Origin of the sequence: Pseudonocardia sp. (assembly GCF_050246655.1) — a bacterium.
Classification (GTDB): Bacteria; Actinomycetota; Actinomycetes; order Mycobacteriales; family Pseudonocardiaceae; genus Pseudonocardia.
On sequence record NZ_JBFWVQ010000134.1, the window covers coordinates 11,765 to 13,641 of the forward strand.

Sequence of the window (1,877 nt, forward strand, 5' to 3'; positions counted from 1 at the left end):
GGCCCCGTCGCCGTGCGGACCTCGTGACCCTCCTTCTCCAGCAGGGCGGCCACCGCCGCCACCCGTTCCCCCGACCCCGTCACCAGTGCGCGTGCCATGCCCGGGACCCTAGGCGAGAGATCGTCGCGGTGCGACCAGCCGAACGGCGGACGGCGCGGGTGGCCGAGTGCGGCGCCGGAAACGCAGCGAGGCCCCGCCCGGGATCTCCGGGCGGGGCCTCGACCCGCTGGGGCGCGTCAGCTCTTGGCGGCGGCCTTGGCGTTGCGCGTGGCGGTGGTGGTGGCCTTCTCGGTCACGACCTCGGCCGCGTGGAGCGTGTGCTCCTTGACGTTCTCGGCGACCTTCGTGGCCTGCGCGGTGACCTTCTCGGCAGCCTCGCTGCCGGCGGACACGACGCTCAGGGTGAAGGCCCGCTGGTTGTCGAGCACCTGCTGGGCGAAGTCGAAGTAGCCCTCGACGATGGCCTTGGCGTCCGGCGCGGCCGGGGCGCCGTAGCTGCCGGCGAGGCTCTGGAAGGCATCGGTCCAGGTGCGAACGGCGGCCGTGACCACCTCCTGGCTGCGCTTGGTGATGTCGACGAACTGGTCGGTAGGCGCGGTCATCGGCATGTCCTCTCCGTGAGTGCGGTGGATGTTCCGCTACCCATACTGAGCATCGCCGTTAAGTATGTCAAGCAAGCCTGGTAGTGCCCCTCGTCACGCTCGGTCCTTACCCTCGACGAAGCTGCGGTACACGCCCAGCAGCGCCGTGCGCTGCTCCGCGGTGAGGCGCGGGTCCCGCCGGATCGCCGCCTCAGTCGACCCTGCCGACCCTGCCGACCCTGCCGACCCGGGCCCGCCGTCCGCCTCCCCGTCGTCCGGCGCGGCCTCGCGACCGGTTCGCGCCGTCGCCCATCCGCCCTGCTCCAGCAGCTGCTCGGTGGAGATCTGCAGCGCGTCCGCGATGGAGCGCAGCACCTTGAGCGACGGCTGGTGCAGGCCGCGCTCGACCTGGCTGAGGTAGGCGTTGGACACACTCGTCATCGCGGCCATCTCGCGCAGGGACAGCTTCGCCAGCTGCCGCTGCGCCCGGATGAACCCGCCAAGGGCGTTGACCGAGGCCCACGAGGCGTCGCCCGCGGACGGACGCCCCGTGGCCGACCCGCCGTCCCGCTCGCTCATGGGCACCATCATCCCCGGTCACCGTGAGCCCTGTGCGACCCCGTGCGGTCACCCGTGCAGGACGTACCCGCCGGGCGCGTCGGAGAGCACCGGGTACCGGTCGCTGCCGGTGGCCGGTGGGGTGCGCAGGCCACCGGCGCGGGCCTCGATCCACGGCGTCCAGTCCTCCCACCAGCTCGCCTTGTGCTCCTCGGCGGTGGCGCGCCACTGCTGCGGATCCTCGGGCAGGCGGGCGCTCTCGCCGAACCAGTGCCGCGACTTCGGTGACGGCGGGTTCACCACGCCCGCGATGTGGCCGGAGTTCGACATCACGAACCGGACCTTCCCGCCCAGCTTCGCCGCACCGCGGTAGACGCCCTCCCACGGCGCGATGTGGTCGGTCTCCGCCGTGACGACGTAGGCGTCCTGCCGGACCGCGCCCAGCTCCAGCCGCTCGCCCGCCAGCTCGAACTTGCCCTCGGCGAACTGGTTCTCGAGGTAGAGCGCGCGCAGGTACTCGGTCTGCATCGCCGCGGGCATGCGGGTGGAGTCGGAGTTCCAGGTGAGCATGTCGAACGGGGCGGGGTCCTCGCCGAGCATCCAGTCGTTGACGACGTAGTTCCAGACCAGGTCGGTGGCCCGCAGCAGGTCGAAGGTGGTCTTCATGCTCGACGCGGGCAGGTAGCCGCTGCGCTGCATGCTGCGCTCGAGCCGGTCCACGGTCTGCTCGTCGGTGAA

2 protein-coding genes and 1 pseudogene are annotated in these 1,877 nt (G+C 71.8%); all 3 read right to left on the minus strand.

Annotated elements, in window-relative coordinates:
• Positions 1 to 236: 236 nt before the first annotated feature.
• Positions 237 to 602: a hypothetical protein gene (locus AB7J25_RS26905; protein ID WP_428513480.1), complete on the minus strand. Its 366-nt coding sequence runs from the start codon at positions 600 to 602 to the stop codon at positions 237 to 239.
• A 93-nt stretch (positions 603 to 695) separates the two neighbouring features.
• Entirely contained in the window at positions 696 to 1,160 is a 465-nt protein-coding gene (locus AB7J25_RS26910) for a helix-turn-helix domain-containing protein (RefSeq protein WP_428513482.1), read from the minus strand.
• A gap of 48 nt (positions 1,161 to 1,208) precedes the next feature.
• Positions 1,209 to 1,877, minus strand: a pseudogene (locus tag AB7J25_RS26915) (PHA/PHB synthase family protein); the annotation flags it as partial.

Coding starts and splice junctions, on each gene's coding strand:
- AB7J25_RS26905 (WP_428513480.1), bottom strand. CDS start 602: ATGACCGCGCCTACCGACCAGTTCGTCGACATCACCAAGCGCAGCCAG.
- AB7J25_RS26910 (WP_428513482.1), bottom strand. CDS start 1,160: ATGAGCGAGCGGGACGGCGGGTCGGCCACGGGGCGTCCGTCCGCGGGC.